This window comes from Aquitalea palustris, assembly GCF_003693445.1.
GTDB classification, from domain to species: domain Bacteria; phylum Pseudomonadota; class Gammaproteobacteria; order Burkholderiales; family Chromobacteriaceae; genus Aquitalea; species Aquitalea palustris.
In genome coordinates, this window is sequence record NZ_RFAR01000052.1 from 73,137 (window position 1) to 99,167 (window position 26,031).

General features: G+C 60.5%; 25 protein-coding genes and 2 riboswitches. Of the genes, 7 read left to right on the forward strand and 18 right to left on the reverse strand.

Annotated elements, in window-relative coordinates:
* Positions 1-171: 171 nt before the first annotated feature.
* The 10 genes from pabC to EAY64_RS13105 form a co-directional block, all read right to left on the reverse strand.
* Complete coding sequence (gene pabC / locus EAY64_RS13060; RefSeq protein ID WP_103525186.1) at positions 172-987, reverse strand: aminodeoxychorismate lyase; 816 nt, start codon at positions 985-987, stop codon at positions 172-174.
* Positions 987-2,279 carry an aminodeoxychorismate synthase component I gene (locus EAY64_RS13065; protein ID WP_103525187.1) on the reverse strand — a complete coding sequence of 431 codons (1,293 nt, stop codon included), beginning with the start codon at positions 2,277-2,279 and terminating at the stop codon, positions 987-989. The genes pabC and EAY64_RS13065 overlap by 1 nt, the downstream gene beginning before the upstream one ends.
* 128 nt (positions 2,280-2,407) lie before the next feature.
* Complete coding sequence (gene fabF / locus EAY64_RS13070; RefSeq protein WP_103525188.1) at positions 2,408-3,649, reverse strand: beta-ketoacyl-ACP synthase II; 1,242 nt, start codon at positions 3,647-3,649, stop codon at positions 2,408-2,410.
* A gap of 164 nt (positions 3,650-3,813) precedes the next feature.
* Positions 3,814-4,053, reverse strand: coding sequence for an acyl carrier protein (acpP, locus tag EAY64_RS13075; protein ID WP_019103041.1), 240 nt, complete (start codon positions 4,051-4,053; stop codon positions 3,814-3,816).
* Between the two features lie 108 nt (positions 4,054-4,161).
* Positions 4,162-4,899: a 3-oxoacyl-ACP reductase FabG gene (fabG, locus tag EAY64_RS13080; protein ID WP_103525189.1), complete on the reverse strand. Its 738-nt coding sequence runs from the start codon at positions 4,897-4,899 to the stop codon at positions 4,162-4,164.
* 64 nt (positions 4,900-4,963) lie between these two features.
* Positions 4,964-5,893: an ACP S-malonyltransferase gene (gene fabD, locus EAY64_RS13085; RefSeq protein ID WP_103525190.1), complete on the reverse strand. Its 930-nt coding sequence runs from the start codon at positions 5,891-5,893 to the stop codon at positions 4,964-4,966.
* Positions 5,894-6,047: 154 nt separating this feature from the next.
* A complete protein-coding gene (locus EAY64_RS13090; protein WP_103525191.1) occupies positions 6,048-7,007 on the reverse strand; it encodes a beta-ketoacyl-ACP synthase III in 960 nt (319 codons plus the stop codon).
* A 7-nt stretch (positions 7,008-7,014) separates the two neighbouring features.
* The gene (gene plsX, locus EAY64_RS13095; RefSeq protein ID WP_103525192.1) at positions 7,015-8,052 is read right to left on the reverse strand and encodes a phosphate acyltransferase PlsX; all 1,038 of its coding nucleotides are present in this window, start codon (positions 8,050-8,052) and stop codon (positions 7,015-7,017) included.
* A gap of 65 nt (positions 8,053-8,117) precedes the next feature.
* Positions 8,118-8,297, reverse strand: a complete 180-nt coding sequence (rpmF, locus tag EAY64_RS13100; protein WP_103525193.1) for a 50S ribosomal protein L32 — start codon at positions 8,295-8,297, stop codon at positions 8,118-8,120.
* Positions 8,298-8,332: 35 nt separating this feature from the next.
* Positions 8,333-8,833, reverse strand: a complete 501-nt coding sequence (locus EAY64_RS13105; protein ID WP_103525194.1) for a YceD family protein — start codon at positions 8,831-8,833, stop codon at positions 8,333-8,335.
* 59 nt (positions 8,834-8,892) lie between these two features.
* On the opposite strand from EAY64_RS13105, the gene EAY64_RS13110 reads away from it, so the two are divergent.
* Genes EAY64_RS13110 through pncB form a run of 3 tightly spaced genes read left to right on the forward strand, consistent with a single transcriptional unit; the run spans position 8,893 to position 11,395 of the window.
* The gene (locus EAY64_RS13110) at positions 8,893-9,471 is read left to right on the forward strand and encodes a Maf family protein (protein ID WP_103525195.1); all 579 of its coding nucleotides are present in this window, start codon (positions 8,893-8,895) and stop codon (positions 9,469-9,471) included.
* Positions 9,471-10,175 carry an SAM-dependent methyltransferase gene (locus EAY64_RS13115; RefSeq protein ID WP_103525196.1) on the forward strand — a complete coding sequence of 235 codons (705 nt, stop codon included), beginning with the start codon at positions 9,471-9,473 and terminating at the stop codon, positions 10,173-10,175. Before EAY64_RS13110 ends, EAY64_RS13115 begins: the two co-directional genes overlap by 1 nt.
* A gap of 20 nt (positions 10,176-10,195) precedes the next feature.
* The gene (pncB, locus tag EAY64_RS13120; RefSeq protein ID WP_199734444.1) at positions 10,196-11,395 is read left to right on the forward strand and encodes a nicotinate phosphoribosyltransferase; all 1,200 of its coding nucleotides are present in this window, start codon (positions 10,196-10,198) and stop codon (positions 11,393-11,395) included.
* A 3-nt stretch (positions 11,396-11,398) separates the two neighbouring features.
* On the opposite strand, the gene EAY64_RS13125 is transcribed toward pncB, so the two are convergent.
* On the reverse strand, positions 11,399-12,253 hold the full coding sequence (locus tag EAY64_RS13125) for a Rossmann-like and DUF2520 domain-containing protein (protein WP_103525198.1): 855 nt from the start codon (positions 12,251-12,253) through the stop codon (positions 11,399-11,401).
* A gap of 109 nt (positions 12,254-12,362) precedes the next feature.
* Here EAY64_RS13125 and EAY64_RS13130 point away from each other — a divergent pair, with 109 nt between their 5' ends.
* From EAY64_RS13130 to EAY64_RS13140, 3 genes are all read left to right on the forward strand, one after another.
* The gene (locus EAY64_RS13130; protein WP_103525199.1) at positions 12,363-12,935 is read left to right on the forward strand and encodes a LemA family protein; all 573 of its coding nucleotides are present in this window, start codon (positions 12,363-12,365) and stop codon (positions 12,933-12,935) included.
* 3 nt (positions 12,936-12,938) lie between these two features.
* Positions 12,939-13,877, forward strand: a complete 939-nt coding sequence (locus tag EAY64_RS13135; RefSeq protein ID WP_103525200.1) for a hypothetical protein — start codon at positions 12,939-12,941, stop codon at positions 13,875-13,877.
* A 132-nt stretch (positions 13,878-14,009) separates the two neighbouring features.
* Complete coding sequence (locus tag EAY64_RS13140; protein WP_103525201.1) at positions 14,010-14,468, forward strand: BLUF domain-containing protein; 459 nt, start codon at positions 14,010-14,012, stop codon at positions 14,466-14,468.
* A gap of 57 nt (positions 14,469-14,525) precedes the next feature.
* On the opposite strand, the gene EAY64_RS13145 is transcribed toward EAY64_RS13140, so the two are convergent.
* From EAY64_RS13145 to EAY64_RS13160, 4 genes are all read right to left on the reverse strand, one after another.
* On the reverse strand, positions 14,526-15,803 hold the full coding sequence (locus tag EAY64_RS13145) for an O-acetylhomoserine aminocarboxypropyltransferase/cysteine synthase family protein (RefSeq protein ID WP_103525202.1): 1,278 nt from the start codon (positions 15,801-15,803) through the stop codon (positions 14,526-14,528).
* 169 nt (positions 15,804-15,972) lie between these two features.
* Positions 15,973-16,647, reverse strand: a complete 675-nt coding sequence (locus tag EAY64_RS13150; protein ID WP_103525203.1) for a TetR/AcrR family transcriptional regulator — start codon at positions 16,645-16,647, stop codon at positions 15,973-15,975.
* 187 nt (positions 16,648-16,834) lie between these two features.
* Complete coding sequence (locus EAY64_RS13155; protein WP_103525214.1) at positions 16,835-18,418, reverse strand: ABC transporter substrate-binding protein; 1,584 nt, start codon at positions 18,416-18,418, stop codon at positions 16,835-16,837.
* Positions 18,419-18,537: 119 nt separating this feature from the next.
* Positions 18,538-20,520 (reverse strand): putative bifunctional diguanylate cyclase/phosphodiesterase, encoded by a 1,983-nt coding sequence (locus tag EAY64_RS13160; protein WP_103525204.1) that lies wholly within the window; start codon positions 20,518-20,520, stop codon positions 18,538-18,540.
* Positions 20,521-20,580: 60 nt separating this feature from the next.
* Here EAY64_RS13160 and EAY64_RS20285 point away from each other — a divergent pair, with 60 nt between their 5' ends.
* On the forward strand, positions 20,581-20,775 hold the full coding sequence (locus EAY64_RS20285; RefSeq protein ID WP_147456223.1) for a hypothetical protein: 195 nt from the start codon (positions 20,581-20,583) through the stop codon (positions 20,773-20,775).
* 133 nt (positions 20,776-20,908) lie between these two features.
* On the opposite strand, the gene gcvP is transcribed toward EAY64_RS20285, so the two are convergent.
* The 3 genes from gcvP to gcvT form a co-directional block, all read right to left on the reverse strand.
* A complete protein-coding gene (gene gcvP / locus EAY64_RS13165) occupies positions 20,909-23,761 on the reverse strand; it encodes an aminomethyl-transferring glycine dehydrogenase (protein ID WP_103525205.1) in 2,853 nt (950 codons plus the stop codon).
* A gap of 246 nt (positions 23,762-24,007) precedes the next feature.
* Positions 24,008-24,391, reverse strand: coding sequence for a glycine cleavage system protein GcvH (gene gcvH, locus EAY64_RS13170; RefSeq protein WP_103525206.1), 384 nt, complete (start codon positions 24,389-24,391; stop codon positions 24,008-24,010).
* 65 nt (positions 24,392-24,456) lie between these two features.
* Positions 24,457-25,545 carry a glycine cleavage system aminomethyltransferase GcvT gene (gene gcvT / locus EAY64_RS13175; RefSeq protein WP_103525207.1) on the reverse strand — a complete coding sequence of 363 codons (1,089 nt, stop codon included), beginning with the start codon at positions 25,543-25,545 and terminating at the stop codon, positions 24,457-24,459.
* 41 nt (positions 25,546-25,586) lie between these two features.
* A riboswitch (glycine riboswitch) is annotated at positions 25,587-25,693 on the reverse strand.
* A gap of 10 nt (positions 25,694-25,703) precedes the next feature.
* Positions 25,704-25,795: riboswitch (glycine riboswitch) on the reverse strand.
* Positions 25,796-26,031: the final 236 nt, after the last annotated feature.

Genomic DNA, 26,031 nt, shown 5'->3' on the forward strand with positions numbered 1-26,031 from the left:
TGCCACTATAGCGACGGCCATTTAGCGCCAGAAATAATTTAATAAGAAGACTTTATGCAAAAATGATCTAAACAGTACCAGCCGGCTGAACGCTGCCAACAAAACCTCGCAGACGGTACAAGGTATACGACAAGCAGACACGGTGCCGCGCGCAGATTCTGCTAGCGGGTGTCAAGCCTGCTGCAGCAGCAAGGCTTGCAGTTGCTGGCAGCATGGATGCCCAGCCGGCAAAGCCTGCCCGGCAATCCTGGCCACCGGCCACAGGCCGATCAGGCTATTGGAAAGAAATACCTGCTCGGCTTGCCACAGCCGGGCCGGGGCGATATCCGCCTCGTCCAACTGATAGCCCAGCTGTGGCGCATGGGCAAACAGCCAGTCGCGCAGCATGCCCTGTACGCCGTTCTGGTCCAGTCGGGGTGTGACGATGCGCTGCCCTTCCACCAGATAGACATTGCTCATGGTGGCTTCGATCAGCAAACCGCGCTGGTCCAGCATCAGCCCTTCATGGATGTCCGGGTCGCTCCATTCGGAACGGGCCAGCACGTTTTCCAGCCGGTTAAGGTGCTTGATGCCAGCCAGCAAGGGCTGGCAGGACAGGCGGGTGTCGCACCAGCGCACATTCACCCCGTCACGGGCACGCTCCTGCGGATAGCCGGCCCACGGCGTAACCGACACCAGGCGGGTGGGCTGGCAGTCTGCCGGCATGGCATAGCCACGCGCCCCCACACCCCGGGTGAGCACGATCTTGGCCACGCCCTGCTCCACTCCAGCAGCCAGTTGGGCGATTTCTGCCAGCAGCAAGGCTTCATCCGGCAGCGGCAGCTTCAGCCGGGCCGCGTCGGCCAGCAGCCGCTGATATTGCCAGCGCCACAGCCGGGGCTTGCCCTGACGGATTTCGATGGTGCGATAGATGCCGTCACCATAAGCCAGGCCACGGTCCAGCGCGGAAATCTGCTCGCCAGGCTGGCCGTTGATCAGCATCGTCATCAGGCTTGCTCCACGCCCAGCGCACGCAGCAAGCCACGCGCCTTGTGGCGGGTTTCCTGCAGTTCGCGCTGCGGGTCGGAGTCGGCCACGATGCCGCCACCGGCACGGAAGCGCAGCTGCTGCCCTTCCTGCATGAAAGTGCGGATCAGGATGTTCAGGTCCATGCTGCCATCGCGGTTGAGGTAGCCCAGGCTGCCGGTATAAGCGCGGCGTGCACTGTTTTCCAGCTCGCGGATGATCTGCATGGTGCGCACTTTGGGGCAGCCGGTGATGGTGCCGCCGGGGAACAGGGCGCGGATGGTGTCCAGTGGCGAAACATCGTCACGCAGACGGCCACGGATATTGGATTCGATGTGATGAACATAGGCATAGCTTTCCACCGCCATCAGTTCGTTCACCTCAACCGTGCCGGGCTGGCTGATGCGCCCCAGATCGTTGCGCTCCAGATCGATCAGCATCACATGCTCGGCCCGTTCCTTGACGCTGGAAATCAGCCGCTGCTTGAGCGCGCCATCTTCTACGGGGTCGGGCGAGCGCGGATGGGTGCCGGCAATCGGCCGGGTGTCGGCCCAGCCATCCCGTACCCGCAGCAGCCGCTCCGGCGAGGAGCTGACAATCTGTGCACTGCCAAAGTCGGCCAGCGCGGAAAACGGTGCCGGGTTGGCACGGCGCAGGGCGGCAAACAGGTCTGGAGCCTGCACTTCCGTCCCCAGCTCGGCGCGCCAGCCACGGGAGATGTTCACCTGGAACACATCGCCTTCGTAAATGTAGTTTTTCAGCCGCAGTACCGCGTCGGTATACCAGTGCGGCGGGTCTTCCTCCAGCGTCTGCAGGCTGACTGCTTGCGGAACAAAAGCGGGAATGCTGCGAGCCAGCTCACCCAGCCGCTGCCAGTCGGCGGCGCTTTCCGCCACGATCCACGCGCTTTGTTCACGACGGTTGATCAGAATGGCGGCCGGTACCCTGGCCATGGCAGCCAGCGGGAAACTGTCCGGCAGCGCCTCTGCTACCCGGCTTTCAAACTGCGACAGCAAGTCGTAGCCCAGATAGAGGAAATGCCCGCCGACAAAGGGTAGACGGTGTGGATTGTCCACCACTTGCGGCTGAAACTGGCGCAGGGCCTCGACAAAAGCCTCGCCCTCACCGGCGTGGTACAGCGTGGTGCTCTGGGCGGCAAACAGCATGTCCCAGCCCTGCTCGCCGGAGGACATCAAGAGATAGGGGAAGTCGGCGCGACGCGCGGCATGCAGGGCCAGCAGGTCGGGCAGGAAGTCGAGTCGTTCGGTGAACATGCCAGATCCGGAAAGGCGGCACGAAGACGCCGCACAAATAAGAAAACCGCCGCGAGTGTATCGCAGCGGTTCGGGCTGTCAATCCATTTGCGCGCTGCACCGCAGTATGCGGCACGGAGCGTCAGGCATTACATGCGCTTGAATACCAAGGTACCGTTGGTACCACCAAAGCCAAACGAGTTGGAAATGGCGATATCAATCTGCATGTCACGCGCGGTATTGGCCACGTAGTCCAGATCGCAACCGGATTCCACATCCTGCTCGTGCAGGTTGATGGTGGGTGGCGACACCTGGTTGTAAACAGCCAGGATGGAGTAAATGGCTTCCACACCACCCGCGCCGCCCAGCAAGTGGCCGGTCATCGACTTGGTCGAATTCACCACCAGCTTTTTGGCGTGGTCACCAAAGGCGATTTTCAGCGCATTGGTTTCGTTGGCATCCCCCAGCGGGGTGGAAGTACCGTGCGCATTCACATACTGCACCTGATCCGGATTGATCCGGGCGTCACGCAGTGCATTCTGCACGCCGCGGGCCGGGCCTTCCGCACTCGGAGCGGTAATGTGGTGGGCATCGGAGCTCATGCCAAAGCCGATCAGCTCGGCATAGATACGGGCGCCGCGCTTGACCGCGTGCTCGTATTCTTCCAGTACCAGCACGCCAGCACCTTCGCCCATGACAAAGCCGTCACGGCCCTTGTCCCAGGGTCGGGACGCGGTTTCCGGATCGTCATTGCGGGTGGACAGCGCCTTCATGGCAGCAAAACCGCCCATGCCCAGCTTGGAGATGGCACCTTCGGCACCACCGGCCACCATCACGTCGGCGTCGCCATACTGGATCATCCGTGCTGCATCACCGATGCAATGCGCACCGGTGGTGCAGGCTGACACGATGCCATACGACGGGCCTTGATAGCCCTTCAGGATGGATACGTGGCCGGCGATCAGGTTGATCAGCGAACCCGGAATGAAGAAGGGGCCGATCTTGCGGGCACCGCCCTGCTGTACCGCTACGCCGGTTTCCTCGATCAGCGGCAAGCCGCCAATACCGGAACCGATGTTGACGCCAACGCGGGTCTTGTCCAGGTCGGCGACATCGTCCAGACCGGCATCGGCTACCGCTTGCAGCGCTGCTGCAATGCCGTAGTGGATGAACAGGTCGGAGCGACGGGCTTCCTTGGGCGAGATATACGCGCTGATGTCGAAGTCTTTGACTTCGCCGGCGATCTGGCAGTTGAGCTCGCTGGCATCAAAACGGGTTACTTTGCCGATGCCGCTCTTGCCGGCCAACAGATTGGCCCAGCCGGTAGCGACATCATTGCCGACCGGGGAAATGTGTCCCAGACCGGTTACTACAACTCTGCGTTTGGACACGAAGAATCTCCGTGAGAGGTGGGAGGCAGTCTCCCGATGATCCCACAAGGCCTGTTTGATCATTATTACAATCAAACGGGCGTTTGGAATCCTCTATAACAAAAGAACCTCTGCTGGCGAGCCAAGGCCGCACCGCGCAGAGGTCCTGTACAGGCCTGAAAATATTACTTGTTCAGGTGGGCGGTAACGTAATCCACGGCTTGCTGAACAGTGGTGATCTTTTCAGCTTCTTCGTCCGGGATTTCGCACTCGAACTCTTCTTCCAGAGCCATTACCAGCTCAACGGTGTCGAGGGAGTCAGCGCCCAGATCATCAACGAAGGACGATTCGATCTTGACTTCAGCTTCGTTTACGCCCAGTTGTTCGGCAACGATCTTTTTAACGCGCGCTTCGATGTTTTCCATTTGTCTAAACCCTTGACCTTTCTGATTCGGGATAACAAAACCCGTGTATTCTACAAAAAAAAATTAGAGCAGCCCACCTAAATCTTGTCTTTTGTTCGACAAGCTAGTTCAGGGCATGAACATGCCACCATTTACATGCAGTGTCTGACCGGTGATATAGGCTGCGCGGTCGGATGCCAGGAAGGATGTTGCATCGGCAATATCCTTGGCATCGCCCAGACGGCCCAGGGCGATTTGCCCCACCAGCGCCTCGCGCTGCGCTTCCGGCAGCGCGCGGGTCATGTCGGTATCGATAAAGCCCGGTGCCACGCAGTTGACCGTGATATTGCGACTGCCAACTTCGCGTGCCATGGACTTGGTGAAGCCCATGATACCGGCTTTGGCCGCTGCATAGTTAGTCTGACCTGCATTGCCGGTGGCACCCACCACCGAGGCGATATTGATGATGCGGCCCCAGCGGGCCTTCATCATGCCGCGCAGCACGGCCTTGGATGCCTTGAACACCGACTTGAGGTTGGTGTCCATGATGGCATCCCAGTCGTCGTCCTTCATGCGCATCAACAGGCCATCGCGGGTGATACCAGCGTTGTTGACCAGAATGGCCACGCCGCCGAATTCCTTGTCGATGGCATCCACCAGCGCTTCGATGGCACCGTCTTCGGTCACGTTCAGCACGCGACCGGCACCACCGGCAGCCGCCAGACGTTCGTTGATGGCAGCAGCACCGGCTTCCGAGGTAGCAGTGCCGATGACAATGGCGCCCTCGGCTTGCAGCGCATCGGCAATGGCTGCGCCAATGCCGCGCGAAGCGCCGGTTACCAGGGCTACTTTGCCTTGCAGACTCATTTCGGATGTCTCCTTGTTATGGGCGTCAGCACGCGGCGGGCCGGCTGGCGACCCGCCACGGATATCATTGCAGTTCGGCCTTGGCCGTTTCCAGCGCAGCAGCGTCGGTCAGCGCCAGGCACTTGACGTTGCCGTCAATGCGCTTGGCCAGACCAGCCAGCACCTTGCCCGGGCCACACTCGGCCATGGTGACGATGCCGTCGCCAGCCAGCTTCTGGATGGTTTCGGTCCAGCGCACCGGGCTGTACAGCTGGCGTACCAGCGCATCACGGATGTCGGCAGCGTCGCTGTAGCTGACTACGTCGGCATTGTGCAGCACCGGAATGGCCGGGGGATTAATGTGTACTTGCAGCAGGGCTTCGGCCAGTTGCATGCCGGCCGGCTTCATCAGCGCACAGTGCGAAGGCACTGACACCGGCAGCGGCAGCGCACGCTTGGCACCACGGGCCTTGCAGGCTTCCATGGCACGCTCGACGGCCGCCTTGGAGCCGGCAATCACGACCTGGCCCGGCGAATTGTAATTGACCGCTTCCACCACCTCGCCATTGGCCGCTTCGGCGCAGGCAGCGCGTACTTCGTCATCGGACAGGTTGAGGATGGCCGCCATGGCCCCCTGCCCGGCCGGTACGGCGTTCTGCATGGCTTCGGCGCGCAGGCGCACCAGCTTGACGGCTTCGGCAAACGGCAGCGCGCCGGCAGCCACCAGCGCGGTGTATTCACCCAGGCTGTGGCCGGCAACAACAGCAGGTTGCTGGCCGCCTACTTCCTGCCAGGCCAGATACGTGGCCACACCGGCAGCCAGCATGATGGGCTGGGTATTGACGGTGGCATTGATGGCCTCGGCGGAATCCGCCTGCAACATGGCCCACAGGTCCACGCCCAGCGCGGTGGAGGCTTCTTCGAAGGTGTGCTTGACGACCGGCAGGTCGGCAAAGCCATCCATCATTTTCAGGCTTTGCGAGCCCTGACCGGGAAAGAGAAAGGCAAACGCCATAGACAGTCTCCGCAAATACGACGGAATAATAATCGACGGAAGGATGCGGCAAACCAGACCATTCTGCCAAGCACTCAGATCAAACGCCCATAAGAATGGGCGTCATCACATGCCAGGCATGCTATGGTCGTGACCGGCCTTCCGTCGCGAAGAATCAGTACTTCAGCAGTACGGCACCCCAGGCAAAGCCACCGCCAATCCCTTCCAGCAGAATGGTCTGGCCACGCTGGATGCGACCATCACGTACCGCATGGTCCAGCGCCAGCGGAATGGAGGCAGCCGAGGTATTGCCCTGTTGCGGCAATGTCACGATCACCCGCTCCATCGACATGCCCAGGTGTTTGGCCGTGGATTCGATAATGCGCAGATTGGCCTGATGCGGCACCAGCCAGTCGACTTGCGCCTTGTCCACGCCAGCCTCGGCCAGGGTGGTGGCAGCGATGTCGGACAAGGCCTTGACCGCAAACTTGAATACCGCCGGGCCGTCCATGTGCAAGAAGGGAATGCCCTGGATCTTCCCGCCGGAAATCTGCGCCGGGGTATTGAGGATGTCCTTGTAGCGGCCATCGGAGGCCAGCTTGGCATGCAGGATGCCCGGCTCGTCCGATGCGCCCAGCACGACCGCGCCCGCACCATCGCCAAACAGCACGCAGGTACGGCGGTCTTCCCAGTCCATCACGCGTGACATCACCTCGGCGCCGACCACCAGCACTTTGCTGGCCATGCCGCCCTTGATGTAGTTGTGCGCGGTGGTAAGGGCAAACATGAAGCCGGCACACACCGCCTGCACGTCGAATGCGGCGCAGCCGTGAATACCCAGCTTTTCCTGCAACAGGCAGGCGGTGCTGGGGAAAATCATGTCAGGCGTGGTGGTGGCGACGATGATCAGATCGATCTCGCCCTTGTCGATGCCAGCGCTCTGGATCGCCGCCTCGGCGGCTTTCAGGGCCAGATCACTGGTGGTTTCTTCATCGGACACGATGTGGCGGGCGTGAATGCCAGTGCGCGAAACAATCCATTCGTCACTGGTTTCCACGCGCTCGGCCAGCATCGCATTCGTGAGCACATTGGATGGCAGATAACTGCCAGTGCCTAGAATGCGGGAATGGGCCATGTATTAATCAGTTCGCTTCCGGCTCGGGCTGCTTGAGGTTGTTTAATTGGTGTGCAACCCGGTCGGTAATATGACCAATCACGTCGGAGCCGGCTTCCTCGCAAGCCTGTTCCAGCGCGAAACGGAATCCTACGGCATCAGTTCCGCCATGGCTTTTCACCACGATGCCGCGCAGGCCCAGCAGGCTGGCGCCATTGTAGCGACGCGGATCAACGCGGTTGCGGAAATGCTTGAGCACCGGCATGGCAGCCAGCGCGCACAGGCGGGTCCACCAGTTACGGGTGAATTCCTGCCGCAGGAAGTAGGCAATCATGTGCGCCAGCCCCTCGGCTGATTTGAGCGCCACATTGCCGGTAAAACCGTCGCAGACTACCACATCTACCGTGCCTTTGTAGACGTCGTTGCCTTCGACATTGCCGATGAAGTTCAGCTCGGACTGGCGCAGGTATTCGCCGGCGCGCTTGACGCTGTCGTTACCCTTGATGTCTTCCGAACCGATATTGAGCAGCCCGACACGCGGGTTGGCATTGCCGGTAATGCTGGATACCAGCTCCGAACCCATGATGCCGAACTGCAGGAGTTGTTCTGAGGTGCAATCGACGTTGGCGCCCAGGTCCAGCATGCAGGTGCTGCCCTTGACTGACGGCATCATCTTGGCGATGGCCGGTCGTTCGATGCCCGGAATGGTTTTGAGGACAAAGCGTGCAGTGGCCATCAGTGCGCCGGTATTGCCGGCAGACACGGCAGCTTGCGCTTCGCCTTCCTTGACCAGATTGATCGCCACCCGCATCGACGAATCTTTCTTGTTTTTCAGGGCCAGTTGCGGCGACTCGTCCATGCCGACCACTTGCGTGGCATGGCGGATATGGACGCGCGAACGCGCAACACCCTGATGGCGGGACAATTCAGCCTCGATGGCTGCCTGGTCTCCGACAAGAATCAGATTGGCGTTGGGATGGTCTTGCAGGAATTGGATCGATGCTGGGACGGTGACCTTGAGGCCAACGTCACCGCCCATTGCATCAACCGCGACGGTGATAGTCATCAACGTTTACGGTAGTGAAACCTACCTGTTTTTATGAAGGTAAGTATTGGGTGAAAAAGGACGAATTATTCGCCTTTGGTCTTAACGACCTTGCGACCACGGTAGAAGCCGTTCGGGCTGATGTGGTGACGCAGGTGGGTTTCACCGGTCGTCGGCTCGCTAGCCAGCGACGGAGCGGTCAGAAAATCGTGTGCACGATGCATGCCGCGCTTGGACGGGGACTTTTTGTTCTGTTGAACAGCCATGTTCGACTCCTAGGAAAATCGCGTGTATTGATAATTCAAGACTTGGAGATCTTCAACGTGGCCAGCACCGCAAACGGATTGGGCTTGTCAGCCTTGGCACGCGTCAGAGCTTCCGAACCGCATTCGTCGTGTTTCGTCGAGTGCGGCAAGCCCATGATGATTTCGTCTTCGATCATTGCCACCACATCAAGCTCTTCCAAGGCGAGAATGGCGTCCAGCGTTTCGTCCAGTTCCACTGCTTCATCCAGCTTTTCCTGCCGGGTGAACAGGGTTACCACCACATCAGTGGCTACCTGGTAAGGCATGGCTTCCAGACAACGCTGGCAGCTTACCATTACGTCTGCATTCACCCGGAGGCGAAGGGACAAACGGGACGAACCATCACGAAAACCTTCCACGGTGTATTCCACCGTACCGGAGGTATCGGACAGGTCGCTGTGCACACGCTCGTCAAGTGCGCTGACGGGCATTTTGCCGGTCAGAACGCGGCCCTCACGGGCGAACTTGAGCGGGTCGATCAAAATCGGGTTAGACATAAACCCAGCATGATATAATCTGCCCCCCTGATTTGTCAAAATAATCAAGCAATACCATCATGCAGATCATACTGGCTTCCACCTCCCGTTATCGTCAGGAAATCATCAGCCGGCTGGGCCTCCCCTTCGAGGCAGTCGCTCCCGTTTGTGACGAAACACCCCTGCCCGGCGAAACCGCACTGGACACCGCCGTGCGCCTGGCGCGCAGCAAGGCCCAGTCGCTGGCTACCCGCTACCCTGCGGCCTTGATCATCGGCTCCGATCAGGTAGCCTTGCTCGACGGCCAGCAGATCGGCAAGCCTGGCTCCTTTGAAAAGGGCGTGGCCATGCTGCAATGGATGAGCGGCCGCACCGTGGTGTTTCACTCGGCGCTGGCGCTGTACAACACCGCCAGCGGCCGCCTGCAGGAAACCGTGGGCATCACCCGCGTTACCTTGCGCCAGCTCAGCGAGCAGCAGATCCGCAATTATCTGACGCGCGAACCGGATGCCCTGCATTGCGCCGGCAGCGCAAAGAGCGAGGGCCTGGGCGGCGCACTGTTGCAAAAAGTGGAATCGGACGACCCCAATGCCCTGATTGGCGTGCCGCTGTTCGACCTGATCAGCATGCTGAATGCCGAAGGCGTGGAGATACTGTAATGAGTGGAAGCCTGTTTCTGATTCCCGCCCCGCTGGGCGATGAAAGCGTCGCCTGGCTGCCGGCAGCCGAGGCAGCCAAAGTGCTGCATATCCGCCACTTTGTGGTAGAGGCAGAGAAGACTGCCCGCAAGCACCTGAAAGCGCTGGGCGTCAGCACGCCGATTCGCGAGCTGGCAATGAGCACGCTGAATGAACACACCAAACCCGGCGATGTCGCCGCCCTGCTCGCACCGCTGCTGGCAGGCGAAGACGTGGGCCTGATTTCCGAAGCGGGCTGCCCGGCGGTGGCCGACCCCGGCGCACAGCTGGTGGCACTGGCGCATGAGCGTGGCATCCGCGTGGCGCCGCTGATCGGCCCTTCGTCCATTTTGCTGGCGCTGATGGCCTCCGGGGCCAATGGCCAGTGCTTTGCCTTTCATGGCTATCTGCCGGTGGATGCTGCAGAAAAGGCCAAGCTGGTAAAGGAGCTGGAGCAACGCTCGCGCCAGCGCAATGAGACCCAGGTGTTCATCGAAACGCCTTACCGCAACAATGCCCTGCTACAACAATTGCGCGAAACGCTCTCTCCCACCACCAGGCTGGCCGTGGCCTGCGATCTGACCCTGCCGACGGAAACCATTGTCAGTCGCTTGGTGAAGGACTGGCCGCAAGCTGCGCCAGACTTCCACAAGCGCCCGGCCATTTTCATTCTGCACGCTGCCTGAAAGGCCACGCCATGCCCAAGCTGCCGCCGCTGATCCACTCGCTGCTGGATACCGACCTGTACAAGTTCACCATGCTGCAGGCGATTCTGCACCAGTTTCCGGCAGCTTACGGGCAGTATGAATTCCGCTGCCGCAACCAGCCGGACTACCCGCTTTCCCAATTGCACAAGGACGTGGAAGCCCAGCTGGACTGGCTGTGCCAGCTACAGTTTACCCAGCCGGAACTGGCCTATCTGCGCAGCTTGCGTTTCATCAAGAGTGATTTTGTCGACTACCTGGAGCTGTTCCACCTACAGCGCCGCTTTATCCGGGTGGAATGCGACGGCGACGCACTGAACATTCATATCGAAGGGCCGCTGGTCCAGGCCATGTTCTTTGAAATCTTCGTGCTGGCCATCGTCAACGAGCTGTATTTCCGCCGGCTGGATACCCCGCAGGTGCGCGAAGAAGGCCAGCGCCGGCTGGATGAGAAGATTGCCACCCTGCTGCGCTTCGAAGCGGAAGAAAGCGCCCAGCAGCGCTTCCCCCTGCTGATTTCGGATTTCGGCACCCGCCGCCGCTTCAGCCGCGAATGGCAGCAACAGGTGGTGGAGCAGCTCAATGCCGCCCTGCCCAAAGTATTCCGTGGCACCAGCAATGTGTGGCTGGCATGGAAGCTGGGCATCACCCCCATCGGCACCATGGCACACGAATTCTTCCAGGCATTCCAAGCCTTGGGCGTGCGCCTGCGCGATTTTCAGAATGCGGCACTGGAAGCCTGGGTACAGGAATACCGTGGCGACCTGGGCATCGCCCTCACCGATGTGGTGTGCATGGACGCCTTCCTGGCCGATTTCGACCTGTACTTCGCCAAGCTGTTCGATGGCCTGCGCCACGACAGCGGCGACCCGACCGAGTGGGCGGACAAGGCCATTGCCCACTACCGCAAGCTGCGCATCGACCCGGCCACCAAGATGCTTACCTTCAGCGACGGCCTGAGCGTGGACAAGGCTCTGGAGCTGCACCGCCGCTACAGCCCGCACATCCAGGTGAGCTTTGGCATCGGCACCCACTTTACCAATGATATGGGGCTGGAGCCCTTGCAGATCGTGCTGAAACTGGTCAGCTGCAATGGTCAGCCGGTGGCCAAGCTGTCGGACAGCCCGGGCAAGACCATGTGCAGCGACCAGACCTTCCTCGCCTATCTGCGCCAGGTGTTCAAAGTAGCCCAGCCGGACTGAGCCTCAGCCTTGCAGCAGTGCCAACAGGCGCTGCTGCGCATCCGCACTCAGACGCTCCCCTGCCAGTGCCACGGTGCGCTCGCCCAGAGCGCGGTAGGCCGGTTGCCAGTTTGCCGGCAGTACCGCCAGATGGCGCGCCACGGTAGCCACATCCCCCCGCACGACAGGCCCGGTCAGCGCGGCCTGCGGCCCCATGCTCAGCGCATTGGCCAGACTACCCTGCATCAACTGCCCCAGCAGGGCTGGCAACAGCTGTTCGTCCACGCCGCCTTGCCGCGCCAGCTGGCGGGCCATGTCCGTCAGCGTCACCAGATAATTGGATGCCACCGACAGGGCCGCGTGGTATGCCGCCTTACCACCCGGAGCCAGCGCAAACGGGCGTGCACCGATGGCGGCCGCAAAATCCCGCAGCGCCACGCATGCCACCGCATCGCCCTCCAGCGCGCACATGGTGCCGGCAAATTGCTCGACCGCCCGCGCCGGGTCAGCAAAGGAAAACGCCGGATGCAGGCTGGCGACATACGCACCCGCCGCACGCAGCGGCGCCAGCAGTTCGGCTTCGGCAGCACCGCTGGCATGGAATACCACGCAACCGGGCCGCACCACACCGCTGGCCAGCAAGGCTTGCGCCACACCGGCAATGGCGTCGTCCGGTACCGTCAATAGCCACAAATCTGCTGGCTGCAAGCCGTCCAGCGCCAAACAGGCACGCCCGGCACCGATGAAATCCACCGCAACCGTGGCCGATGCAAGGCTGCGCGCCAGGCAATCCACCACCCGATAGGCCCCGCTGCCCACCGCCAGGCGGCCCAGGGTACGGCCCACGCGGCCGGCCCCGATGATGTTCAGACTCTGCATTCCAGACTCTTTCTTGACAGTCACAACGGCATGGCAGACCATGCCGCTACAATAATTTTGCTTAACAGCATTTTACTCGCCACGACCACACTCCCGGGGAGCCAGAGCCATGAAGCTGGTGATTTTTCTTGGCGTCATCGCCATCATCCTGTTTTATTTCATCACCCTGTACAACGCGCTGGTCAATCTCAAGCATACGGTGGCGCGCAGCTGGGCCAATATCGATGTGCTGCTCAAGCAGCGCCACGACGAACTGCCCAAGCTGGTGGAAGTGTGCAAGCAGTATGCCCAGTTCGAACAGCAGACCCTGAGCCGGGTGATGGAAGCGCGCGCCGGCGTGGCGCAATACGCCCAGAGCCGCAATATGGAAGGGCTGGGCCACGAAGAAGGCAAGCTGCGCGGACTGATCGGCCAGGTACTGGCCGTGGCGGAGGCCTACCCCGAACTCAAGGCCGACCAGCAGTTTGCCCATTTGTCCGAGCGCATCAGCCAGCTGGAAGACAATATTGCCGACCGGCGCGAACTGTATAACGACGCAGTCAACCTGAACAATGTGCGCATCGAGCAATTTCCCGATGTGCTGATCGCCCGCCTGTTCAATTTCCCCAGCGCTCGCGCCCTGCAGTTTACCGCGGCAGAAAAGCGCGATGTCGATCTGCACCAGCTGTTTCAGCAAGGCTAAAGCATGCTGTGGCTCAGTTCACAGTGGACCCGCAGCGGTTGGGCTGCCTTCAGCCTGTATCCCCTGCTGGCTTTCATCGGCCTCAAGCTCGGTCTGCATTCTTTCCTGCATGGCGTACTGCCGGCACTGCTGGCCTGCGGGCTGATCGGCTGGTGGCTGAATTATCGCCGCTACCGGCTGATTGCCGACACGCCTACCGCCCATGCCGTTTCCGCGGCACTGGGCCATGTGGAATTGTGCGGCGTCGCCCGCAATCACCCACAGGCGGCCAATTACAGCCCCTATTCCGGCCGCCGCTGCGTCTGGTATCGCTGCTGGCGCTATGAAAATGACCGTCGCGGACTGAATGGCAGCACGCTGGATCTTTTCGAGCGTGGCAACAGCCTGCCCTCGCTGCCGGAAAACTCCGAACTTTCCTTCCTGCTGGTAGATGGCAAACAGGAGGTCATCATCAATCCGGAAGGGGCCGAGGTCATTGCTCCGCACCGCGAAAGCTGGCAGGAGGGCAAGGAAACGCTGGTAGAGGAATGGATAGCCGAAGGCGACCCGCTCTACGTGCTGGGCCAGTTGCAAAGTCACGGTGGCAGCCGGCCGGATCTGCAGAGTTTCCGCCAGGATGTCGGCGCCAAGCTGGCGGAATGGAAACAAGACCAGCCCGCCCTGCTGCGCCGCCACGACCTGGATGGCGACGGCAAGATCAGCGAGCAGGAATGGCTGCTCGTGCGGGCAGCGGCCGAGCGCGAGGTGCGACAAAACTACCAGCAGCTGGCCAGCACACCAGCCACCCTGCACATCAGCAAACCGGATGACGGCAAGCCCTACCTGATCAACACCCTGCCACCACGGCAGGTAGCGCGCAGTTATCGCCTGCGCGCCTGGCTGCATGCGCTGGCAGCGCTACTCAGCTTCATCGCCTGGCTGCACAGCGGTCTGTCCGCCTAGTCAGGGCCATGCAATGGCCACAAGCAGCGCAGACTTTCACTGTGGCAAGTGCATGACAAGGCAATTCCACCTATCATTAGCCAGCCTGCATACCTCGCAGCGACAAGAGCGCCACAGCGCCGGGAGACACGCATGATCCGCCTGATTTATTCCAGCGCCCTCAACCCCGCCTATGCCGTGCAGGAACTGCACGGCCTGCTGGCCAGCTACCGGGCGCGCAACCAGCGCATGGGCATCAACAGCCTGCTGCTGCTGATGAACAAGGACTTCCTGCAAATGCTGGAAGGCGAAGAAGCAGCCATCGATGAACTGTATGCTTTCATCCAGCAAGACAAGCACCATTTGCAGCTGACCTTGCTGTCACGCGAAACGGTGAGCCAGCCCAGCTTTCCCAATCAGCCGCTGGTTTTCGTCGATACCGAGGAGCTGACACGCAAGCTGGGCCACCCGGTGCACCTGAGCAATATCGCGCCGCACGGCGAGCTGGACCATGCCGAACGCGCCAAGCGCTTTGTGCAGGAATTCATCAGCGGTAAATGGCACCACCATCTGCCCAATGGCCAGAACCCTCAGGTGGTTCATCGGCGCTGATCCGGCGCGCAAGAAAAAGGCTGCCGGATGGCAGCCTTTTTTATTGGCAGATCACGCTTACAAGGCAGCGGCCTGCAGTGCCTGATCCACATCGGCCAGGATGTCGTCGATATGCTCGATGCCGATGGACAGGCGAATCAGCTCGGGACGCACCCCGGCCTTGAGCTGCTCTTCCGGCGACAGCTGGCGGTGGGTGGTAGACGCCGGATGGCAGGCCAGGCTCTTGGCATCGCCGATATTCACCAGGCGGGTCACCAGTTGCAGGGCATCGATAAAGCGGCCACCGGCCTCGATGCCACCCTTGATGCCGAAGGACAGAATGCCCGACGCACGACCGCCCATATACTTGTCCACCAGCGCCTTGCTGGGGCTGCCCGGCAAGGCGCCATACTCCACCCACTCCACTGCCGGATGGGCTTGCAGGCGCTCGGCCACCTTGAGTGCATTGTCGCAGATGCGGTCCAGCCGCAGCGCCAGGGTTTCGATGCCCTGCAGGATCAGGAAGGCATTAAACGGCGAAATCGCCGCACCCATATTGCGCAGCGGCACCACGCGGGCACGGGCGATATAGGCCGCCGGCCCCAGTACCTCGACATAATTCACGCCGTGGTAGCTGACATCCGGCGTATTCAGGCGCACAAAGCGTTCTTTATGCTCGCCCCAGGGGAATTTGCCGGAATCGACAATGATGCCGCCAATACTGGTGCCATGACCGCCAAGGTATTTGGTCAGGCTGTGTACCACGATGTCGGCGCCATGCTCGAAGGGGCGGCACAGATAGGGAGACGGCACGGTATTGTCGACGATCAGCGGCAGGCCGTGCTGGTGGGCTTCTTCGGCAAAGGCGGCAAAGTCCACCACATTGCCCAGCGGGTTGCCCACCGACTCGCAGAACACCGCCTTGGTCTTGTCATCTACCAGCTTGCTGATGGAGGCCGGGTCCCTGTAATCGATGAAGCGCACTTCGATGCCCAGCTGCGGGAAAGTGTGGGCAAACAGGTTATAAGTGCCGCCGTACAGCGTGCTGGTGGCAATGATGTTGTCGCCAGCTTCGGCAATGGTCTGGATGGCGTAGCTGATGGCCGCCATGCCGGAGGCTACTGCCAGCGCACCGATACCGCCTTCCAGCGCCGCAACGCGCTTTTCCAGCACATCGGTAGTGGGGTTCATGATGCGGGTGTAGATATTGCCCTGCACCTTGAGGTCGAACAGGTCGGCACCGTGCTGGGTGCTGTCAAAGGCATAGCTGGTGGTCTGATACAGCGGAACGGCCACCGCCTTGGTGGTGGGGTCCGGGCTGTAGCCGCCGTGCACGGCCAGTGTTTCCAGTTTCATCTTCTTCTCTCCTGTGGCTTTACGCCTGTTGCATATCGGCCTAACCATACCGGCAGCAGGGACGGAAGCCAAGCCGGATTTCCTGCAAAGCTTATGAATTTTCGCGGCAGAAAAGCAAATGGCCAGTCAAAGACTGGCCATGTCTGGCAACACGCAGCACAGAAAGGAACTAGACGGCTGGCAGTGCCTGCACCGGCGCCATATTGGCCAGCACCCGCTCGAAGGGCTGGCGGAAACGGCTGGACACATAAGGAGCCAGGAAGTACAGCAGGCTCAGACAGCCCTCGCGGGCCACTACCTGTGCCTCTTGTGGGCAGCGGGCGATGTCAGGCCGGGCAATCCAGCCGGTTTGCAACAGCTGGAAATTGCGCGCCAGAAAACCGATCTGCACGTCGTCGCCTTCCAGCATGCCCTGATCGCGCAGCTTGAAAAACAGCTTTTCCACGCCACGGCTGATCAGTCCGGCCTCGATCTTGCTGTAGCTTTCGCGCAGCGACTGATTGACCGAAAACAGACTGGAGATGCTCTGCGGGATGAAACGGAAGGTCCACAGATGGCGCAATACCTTTTCCAGCAGCGACACCAGCCCCTCGATAGAGGCATTCACGCTCAGCTCGCCGGCGGCATTGAGGTAATCAGCCATGCCTTTGGAGTAACGGCGATACAGTTCGTTGATGATGTCTTCCTTGCAGGCAAAGTGGTAATACAGATTGCCGGTGCTGATATTCAGATAGCGCGCGATGTGATTGGTGGTGACGCTACGCTCACCCTGCTGGTTGAACAGCTGCAGGCTGGCTTCGACAATGCGGTCAAAGGTTGGACTTTTGCTTTCTTTACGGCTCATGGCAGGTTCTTCCCGATGTGCGGAACCCCGGGACAGACTGTTCCCGGCACCCGCTGCGTCTGTGATCGACAAACACCCGCGTATGATACCGCAAGCCAGCCGCTGCCAGCACCTGCTTCGCAGTAGGCAACTGCGCTCGCAATAGAAAAAGGCAGCGTTACGCTGCCTTTTCTGTCTGCATCTGCGCCTACTGCACGCTTACCGCACCAAAGTTGACGCGGCCAAAGGGGTTGGCAACAAAGCCGGCCACTTCCTTGCGCTCCAGCACATAGGCGGTGGGGTGAGCCAGTGGCAGCCACAGCGCCTGATCGCTGATCTGCTTTTGCGCCTGCAGGTAAAGCTTGCTGCGCAGGGCAAAGTCGCTGGTTTTCTTGCCGTCGCTGATCAGCTTGTCCAGCTGCGGATTGCAGTAGCGGGCGAAGTTGGTGCCCGACTGCACCGCTGCGCAGGAAAACTGCGGGGTGAGGAAGTTGTCCGGGTCGCCATTGTCCCCGGCCCAGCCCATGAACAGCAGATCATGTTCGCCCGCCTTGCCGCGCTTGATCAGCTCGCCCCACTCGATCACCTTGATCTGCGCCCGGATGCCCACCTTGGCCAGATCAGCCTGCAGCAGCTCGGCGCCCGCCTTGGGGTTGGGGTTAAGCGTGCTGCCACTTGGCCTTACCCAGATGGTGGTGTCAAAACCATTGGCCAAGCCGGCCTGCACCAGCAGTTTTTTCGCCCGTACCAGGTCTTGCGGGTAAGGCTTGATGGCCTTGTTATAGCCCCAGGTATTGGGCGGGTAAGGCAGAGTGGCCGCGCTGGCGGTGCCATCGAACACGGTTTTCAGATAGGTGTTCTTGTCAAAAGCCAGGTTGATGGCCTGACGCACCAGCACATTGTCAAAGGGCTTGTGCTGGCTGTTGATGGCGACAAAGGCGGTCATGAAGGCAGGCGTTTGCAGCACGCGGATCTTGCTGTCGTCCTTTACTGCCAGCACGTCTTGCGGCTTGGCGGACAAGGCCAGCTGGCACTCGCCGGCTTTCAGCTTTTGCACCCGCACCGTGGCGTCCGGGGTAATGGCATAGACCAGTGCCGACACCTTGGGCTTGGCACCCCAATAAGCTGGATTGGGCTGGTAGCGCACCACGCTGTCTTTCTGGAAGCTGCGCAGCACGAAGGGCCCAGTACCGATGGGCTTGCTGTTCAGCTCGGCCTGCTTGCCCGCGGCCAGCAACTGGCCGGCATACTCGGCCGAGTAGATGGAGGCAAAACCCATGCTCAGCGTGGACAGGAAGGTGGACTCGGGGTAGTTCAGCTCGAAGCGCACCGTGTTGTCATCCAGCTTGCTCACCGTCTTGATCAGCTTGGGCAGCTGCATGGACTGGGCATGCGGGTAGCCATTGGCGGCGGTCTTGTACCAGGGGTGCTCGGGGTTGAGCATGCGCTGGAAGGTAAACACCACGTCGTCGGCAGTGAGCTTGCGTGTGGGTTTGAAATAGTCGGTACTGTGGAAGGCTACGCCCGGACGCAGCTTGAAGGTGTAGCTGAGGCCATCGGCACTCACCTGCCAGCTGCTGGCCAGTCCCGGCTGCAATTTGCGGCTGGCGGCATCGTACTCCACCAGCCGGTTCATCAGCACATCGGCCGAGGCATTGGTGGTCACCAGCGAGTTGTACTGCACCACGTCGAAGCCTTCCGGATTGGCATCGGTACAGACGGTAAGCGGTTTGGCGGCCAGCGCCAGCGGGCTGGCCAGCATCAGGGCCAGCGCGAGGGTTCGCAGAGTCATGTTGGTCTCCATGCGGGGGAAGGCCGCCATGCGTGCGGGGCCCCGCTTGGGCATCAGCTTAAGGGAAGATGCGGCAAAATCAAATGACGCATTCCCGCTAAGCTTATTCACCATCAGCATCACACCGGGGCGGTGCTGTGCTCCAGCAATTCGTTGAAATGTGCCAGCGATACCGGCCGGCTGCACAGATAGCCCTGATACTGCTGGCAGCCCTGCTGGCGCAGCCAGTGGAGCTGGGCGTGGGTTTCCACCCCTTCGGCCACCATATTCAGCGAAAGAATGCGACACAGGCTGGTGATGAGCTGCGGAATCGCCGAGCTTTGTGGCAGGCCGGAAATAAAGGAGCGGTCGATTTTCAGGGTATTGAGGGGATAGTTCTGCAAATAGGCCAGATTGGAATAGCCGGTGCCAAAATCATCAATGGCAATGGCAAAGCCCATGGCGCGCAAGCTGGCCAGCGTATCCAGCGTGTTCTGGTCATGTGCCAGCAGCAGCGATTCGGTAATTTCCAGTTCGATGGCGGCGGCGCGACAGGCACTGGCTTGCAGAATCTGCTGCAAGGCATCCGGCAGCGCCGGATCAGCAAACTGGCTGGCCGACAGATTGACCGACACCTGCAAGCGCCTGCCCTGTGCTTCCCAGCGGGACAGCTGGCTGGCGACCTGTGCCAGTATCTGGCGGTCCAGCTCACGGATCAGACCACTTTCCTCGCACACCGGGATGAAACTGTCGGGAAACAGCAGGCCACGCTCAGGATGCCGCCAGCGTGCCAGCGCTTCGGCGCCGACGATTTCGCCAGTGAAGCAATCCACCCGTGGCTGGTAGAAGGCTTCGAACTCGCCGTTTTCCAGTCCGCGACGGATCTCATACTCCAGGGCGAGACGAGTGCGCGCCCGGGCATCCATCGCCTTATCATAAAACTGGATGCCATTGCGGCCGGCATCCTTGGCGCTATACATGGCCAGATCGGCATGCCGCATATGGCCCTGGATATCCTCGGCGCCATCCTGGCACAGGCTGATGCCCACCGAGGCCGTCAGCCTGACTTCCTGTCCGCGCAACCATAGCGGCCGCGCCAGCGCCTCGACCATGGCAGCAGCCAGCACGGCGGCCTGTTGCTGCACTTGCGGTGCACACAGCAGCACCAGGAATTCATCCCCACCCTGCCGTGCCAGTTGCTGATGCGGTGTCAGCAGTGCTTTCAGCCGCTCGCCCATCTGCACCAGCAGCAGGTCGCCAAAGGCATGGCCCAGGCTGTCATTGATATTCTTGAACCGGTCCAGATCGATACACAGCAGGGCCGCTTGCCAGCCCTGGCGCTTGGCCTGCTGCAGCAGCGCCGGATAACTCTGCAACACGAAATTGCGGTTGGGCAGGCCAGTCAGGGTGTCGTGCATGGCCAGGTAACGGGCGCGGGCTTCGGCATCTTTCAGCTCACTGACATCCACTTCGCTGATCAGCACGGCGTCTGCGCCGGACACCGCATCGCGACAATGGCGCGCCGATACTTCGTGCCAGCGCTCGCCATGGCGGGTCATCACCTGCGCCACCAGCCGCCCCTTGCCTTGCTGCTGCAATTGCAGCTGTAACAATTCGCGATCGGCAGCATGGATCAGGTGCGCCTGCCAGCTCTCGGCCGGATCGACCACTTTCTCACGCGCGGCCGGATTGCGGTACAAGGCCGGGCCATCCGCCTGATAAAGGGTGATCAACACCGGCAAGTGCAATAGCGCCTCGGCGCTGCGCAGGGTGTTGGGATCGGCCTGCAATTCGCCCAGGGCCTCACACAGCATCATCATGCTGCCCTGATGGCGCAGGCCGCTGAACACCACTTGCAGACTGCGCGGCTTGCCATTGGGGTAGAGCGTCCACGATTCGGAAAACTCCATGCCGAAACGCTCGAAATCACTCTGATACTGACGCAGGCGACGCGCCACCGACTCGGACATGTCGCGCCCCATGTCGCGGCCACGCAATTCGTCCAGCGTGGTGGCATCCCACACCTTGAGTGCCTCGGCATTGGCCCAGTACACCCGCTGCCGGTCGATATCAAACACCCATACCGGATGCCGCAGCCTTGCCAACAAGGCAAAACGTGCCATCGTTTCTTCAGTAAGCGATGTTAGCTCGTGCAGCATAGCGACTTTCAACCTGATCCCAACATGAATATTGCCGTCGTGTTCATTGCATCCTCCCCCGGCAGTGGAAGGACGGCTATTCTAGCAACCATCCACCATGAAGCTGCTTTTTTTAAGATAAGCACTAAAAATAAATCACGCTTTTTTAACAGCCACAGCTTGCCAGCGCCATTTTTTCATGACAAACAACTGTGGCAGAATATCCCACCCACCGCATAGAGTATTTGCTCCAGAGCAAAAGCAGGCGCTTAAGCATGACAAAATCCCACCCCTCATCAGCAGACCGACAAGAAAAAACCCCGCTCGCGCGGGGTTTTTGCATAAGCGGCGGGCGGTAGCCCGCAGGGCTGATTTACAGATAGCTGTCGGTGCTGGGGCAGCTGCACACCAGGTTACGGTCGCCGTACACGTCGTCGATACGGTTCACGCTCGGCCAGAACTTGTTTTCCAGCACGTAAGGCAGCGGGAACAGGCCGGTTTCGCGGCTGTACGGACGGTCCCAGTCGCCAGCGATGTCAGCCTTGCTGTGCGGTGCATTGCGCAGCGGGTTGTTATCCTCCGGCCATGTGCCGTTCTGCACCTGGTCGATTTCCTGACGGATGGCGGTCATGGCGGCAATGAAGCGGTCCAGTTCGGCCTTGGGTTCGGATTCGGTCGGCTCGATCATCAGCGTGCCCGGTACCGGGAAGCTCATGGTCGGCGCGTGGAAGCCGTAGTCCATCAGGCGCTTGGCCACGTCCACTTCGGTGACGCCACTGGCGGCCTTGAGCGGGCGCAGGTCGATGATGCACTCGTGCGCCACACGGCCATTGGCACCGCTGTACAGCACCGGGAAGTGCTCGCCCAGCTTCTTGGCCATGTAGTTGGCGGACAGTAGCGCGTTTTCGGTAGCTGCCTTCATACCCTCGGCACCCATCATGCGGATATACATGAAGGAGATGGGCAGGATGGAAGCCGAGCCGAACGGCGCAGCGGACACCGCAGTCTGACCGGCAACCGCACCCGGCACGTCAGCCACCACGTGGTTGGCCATGAACGGCGCCAGATGGGCTTTCAGGCCGATCGGGCCCATGCCCGGGCCACCACCGCCGTGCGGGATGCAGAAGGTTTTGTGCAAATTCATGTGCGATACGTCGGCACCGATATCGGCCGGACGGCACAGGCCCACCTGGGCATTCAGGTTGGCACCGTCCATATACACCTGACCACCATGGCTGTGGATGATGTCGCAGATTTCGCGAATCGGCTGTTCAAACACGCCGTGAGTGGACGGATAGGTAATCATCAGCGCCGCCAGATTGGCCGAATGCTGCTCGGCCTTGGCCTTGAGGTCGGCCACATCGACGTTGCCGGACTCGTCGCACTTCACCACCACCACCTGCATATTCATCATCTGCGCGGTAGCCGGGTTGGTACCGTGGGCGGATTGCGGAATCAGGCAGATATTGCGCTGACCTTCGCCACGCGCTTCGTGGTAACGGCTGATGGCCAGCAAGCCGGCGTACTCACCCTGCGCACCAGAGTTGGGCTGCATGGAGATGGCGTCAAAACCGGTAATGGCTTTCAGCTGGGTTTGCAGGTCGTCGATCAGTTGCAGGTAACCGGCAGCCTGATCACGCGGGGCAAACGGGTGCATATTGGCGAATTCCGGCCAGGTGATGGGAATCATCTCGCTGGTGGCATTCAGCTTCATGGTGCAGCTGCCCAGCGAAATCATCGAGTGATTCATCGCCAGGTCGCGGTTTTCCAGCTTCTTCAAGTAGCGCAGCATCTCGTGCTCGCTGTGGTGGGTGTTGAACACCGGGTGGGTGAAGAAAGCGGATTCACGCTTGAGGCCAGCCGGGATGGCATCGGCAGCGGCAGCGTCCAGCGCGGCGATGTCGGCATCCTTGCCGGTAAACAGCTTGATCAGCGCGGCCAGATCAGCTTCGGTAGCCGCTTCGTGGAAGGCCACACCCAGCACGCTGGCGGACACGCGACGCAGGTTGTAACCGGCAGCTAGCGCAGCAGCGTAGATGGCGTCGGCATTGGCCGCTTCCACCTGTACCGTGTCGTAGAAGCGGTCGAATACCAGCTTGCCACCGGAGCTCGTTACCGCATGGGCAAAGATGGCGGCCAGACGGTGAATGCGGCTGGCAATGCGCTTGACACCTTCGGCACCGTGGTACACCGCGTACATGCCGGCGATATTGGCCAGCAGTACCTGGCTGGTACAGATATTGGAGTTGGCCTTTTCGCGGCGGATGTGTTGCTCGCGGGTTTGCAGCGCCATGCGCAGCGCGGTCTTGCCCTTGGCATCCACCGACACGCCGATGATGCGGCCCGGTGCCGAGCGCTTCATTTCGTCCTTGAAGGCAAAGTAGGCAGCGTGCGGGCCACCATAGCCCATCGGCACGCCAAAGCGCTGGGTGTTGCCAATGGCCACGTCAGCACCCATTTCGGCCGGCGACTTCAGTGCCACCAGCGCCATGATGTCGGCAGCCACCACGGCCACACCACCCTTGGCCTTGATGGCGGCAATGTAGGGCGTCAGGTCGATCAGGTCGCCCGCTTCGCCCGGATACTGGAACAGCGCGCCGAAGTAGTCACCATTGCCGGCTTCTTCCGGATGGCCGGAAACCAGCTCGAAACCAAAGTACTTGGCACGGGTTTTCATCACGTCCAGCGTTTGCGGCAGCACACGGCTGTCGACAAAGAACTGTTCGGACTTGCTCTTGGATACACGGCGCGCCATGGCCATGGCTTCAGCGGCGGCAGTGGCTTCGTCCAGCAGCGAGGCATTGGCCATTTCCAGGCCGGTCAGGTCCATCACCATTTGCTGGTAATTCAGCAGCGCTTCCAGACGACCCTGGGCAATTTCAGCCTGATACGGGGTGTAAGCGGTATACCAGCCCGGGTTTTCCAGCACATTGCGCAGGATGACGGTGGGGGTCAGCACCGGGTAGTAACCCAGGCCGATGAAAGACTTATTGACGATGTTGCGGCTGGCCACGGCCTTGAGTGCAGCTAGGGCCTCAGCCTCCGGCACCGGGGACGGCAGGTCCAGCGCACGGTTCAGGCGGATGTCGGCCGGCAGGGTCTGGGCCACCAGATCGTCCAGCGAGGCAGCACCGATTTCGGCCAGCATCTCGCTGCGCTCGGCATCGGAAGGACCGATGTGGCGGGCAATGAATTCGTTGCGATTAAACAGGGAAGCAAGTGTCATGGGGGTGTCCGGTAATGAAGAGCAGAACCAGAGAATCCATTCAAGATCTAGCGAGCTAGAGCGAGACAAGGCGAAAACGATCGATAAAAAATGGGGAAGCGGAATTTACACAGCGTAAATGCGCATTCCGTAAATCTTTTTAACGCCGTATCGCCCCATATCTACTAGCCCAGCAGATATTGAGCGGGTTCTGAAAGTGAAAAAGCCCCGCGATGGTCAGCATCACGAGGCTTTGTCAGCGTGCAATCAGGCGCCGATTTCCTTGGCGTAGCCAGCGGCATCCAGCAGGCTGTCCAGATCAGCGGCATTGGCCGGCTTGATCTTGAAGAACCAGCCGGCGGCATACGGCTCGCTGTTGGCCAGCTCGGGAGCGGCTTCCAGTTCGGCGTTCACTTCCAGCACTTCACCGGCGATCGGGGCGTATACGTCGGAAGCGGCTTTTACCGATTCCACCACGCCGGCTTGCTCTTCAGCAGCCAGCTGCGCGCCCACTTTCGGCAGCTCGACAAACACGATGTCGCCCAGCAGCTCTTGTGCGTGTTCGGTAATGCCCACGGTTACGGAACCGTCAGCTTCCAGACGCAGCCATTCGTGGCTGGCAACGTATTTCAGGTCGGCAGGAATGCTCATTTGACTCTATCTCCACTAAGTATGCGATGTCGGTGCGGGCAGCCGCTGGCCGCCCGAGCCAGTGTTCAGTTGAAAACTTTCTTGCCGTTGCGCACGAACGGCATCTTCACCACGCGGACAGCGGTGAGCGTACCACGCAAATCCACCTGCGCGTTGTCGCCGGTGGCGGCCGGGACACGGGCGATGGCAATGGAATGCTTGAGGGTGGGCGAGAAGGTGCCGCTGGTGATAATGCCCTCACCCACGCCTTCCACTACCACTTTCTGGCCCTCACGCAGCACGCCACGGCCTTCTAGCACCAGGCCCACCTGCTTCATCGGCACACCGGCGGCCTTTTGGGCTTCCAGCGCCTTGCGGCCGATGAAGTCACGGCTGGCCGGTTCCCAGGCAATGGTCCAGCCCATGCCGGCCTGTAGCGGGGACACGGTTTCGTCCATGTCGTGGCCGTACAGATTCATGCCGGCTTCCAGACGCAGGGTGTCGCGCGCGCCCAGGCCAATGGGGGCCACGCCGGCAGCAACGAGTTCATTGAAGAAGGTGATGGCTTCGCCAGCCGGAATCATGATTTCCAGGCCGTCTTCCCCGGTATAGCCGGTACGGGCAAAGAACCAGTCGCCTGCAGGCAAGCCCTGGAATACCTTGAGTGATTGAATGGCGTCGGCCAGTTGCGGCTTTACCGCACAGACCTTGGCAATGGCCGTGGGGCCTTGCACGGCCAGCATGGCGAGATCGCGACGCACATTGAGGGAAACATCAAAACCGGCCTTATGGCTATCCATCCAGGCCAGGTCTTTGTCGGTGGTACCGGCATTCACCACCATGCGGTAGCCATAGGAAGTGAGGTAGACAATCAGGTCGTCCACCACGGTGCCGTCTTCGGTCAGCATGCCGGAGTACAGGGCCTTGCCTTCGAAGGGCAGCTTGGCCACGTCGTTGGCGATCAGCTGTTGCAGCCAGGCTTTGGCGTCGGCACCGCTGATGTCGATCACGGTCATGTGGGACACATCGAACATGCCGGCGTCGCTGCGCACGATCTCATGTTCCTTCAGCTGGGAGCCGTAATGGATGGGCATTTCCCAACCGGCGAAATCAACCATCTTGGCGCCAGCGGCGACATGAGCGTCAAACAGGGGGGTACGTTTCGGGGCCGTCATCTGTGCGTCCTTGCAAAGGGGGTGTTTTGCCTGTCTTGGTACAACACCCCTCTGTCCTGACACCTGAGATTTTCCGGCGGGCGTTTTCAGCCGCCGTTAGCCCCTTCGGTGGCTACCTCGATGGGCAGCGCTCTCCAGAGTAAAGCAGATACGTGATATCCGATGATGCAGTCCTTTTGCCTGAGCGATTGCGGGTGCGCTTGCGCCTTCGGCGGCGGTCTTGCTGACCGCTCTCTCCTGCATGATGCGGCGATTATCGTTGCAGAAACAGGCAAAGGCAAGCCGAGAATATCTTCACGCAAAGCCATTTATCCTGTTGTTTCTGCTTGATTTTCAATATCGAAAATTTACGAAAAATATAATTGTCACAATATATTCATTAGTGATCACCATTTCGTGACAAACATAAAACAAGGGCTGCCATGGCAGCCCTTGTTCATCTACATCTCACCCGCCTCTTAGCCAACGTCACCGCGCAGCAGCAGG